The organism is Dietzia cercidiphylli, assembly GCF_014145145.1.
In the GTDB taxonomy this organism is placed as follows: domain Bacteria; phylum Actinomycetota; class Actinomycetes; order Mycobacteriales; family Mycobacteriaceae; genus Dietzia; species Dietzia natronolimnaea.
This window is the reverse complement of record NZ_JAALEA010000505.1, coordinates 1-375: the sequence shown is the minus strand read 5'-3', so window position 1 is coordinate 375 and position 375 is coordinate 1. Positions and strand designations below refer to the sequence as shown.

The 375-nt window shown below is 68.3% G+C and carries 1 protein-coding gene; it reads right to left on the bottom strand.

Features of this window, described 5'->3' with window-relative positions; translation table 11 throughout:
• A partial coding sequence (locus tag G6028_RS18260) for an HNH endonuclease signature motif containing protein (RefSeq protein ID WP_241730842.1) occupies positions 1-375 on the bottom strand: 375 nt, incomplete at both ends.

The window sequence follows — 375 nt, the reverse complement described above, 5'->3', positions numbered from 1 at the left end:
CAGATCAGGTTCCACTCGGCGGTGGGTCCGCCCATCTCGGGGCGCTGGTGGTCGAAGGCGATGATGTGGTCGATCTCGCAGTCGTGGGCCTCGACGGTGCATCCGGGGTGGCGGCAGGTCCCGTCCCGTAGCCGGATCCGCTCGGCCAACGCCGGGGTGATGAAGTACTTGAGCACCGCGTCCGGGGTGTCCTGGACTCCCGGTTGCGGGTCGATGAGGTCGAACCGCACCCTCGCCTCGCCGCCGGAGAGCAACTCCTCGCACAGCCAGTCGAAGCTGGCGTAGGCGCCGTTGACGAACTGGACGCGGTTGGGCAGACCCTGGGCGATGCCGTCGATGATCGAGATCCGGACCGGCTTGTCGGTGCCCCACGAC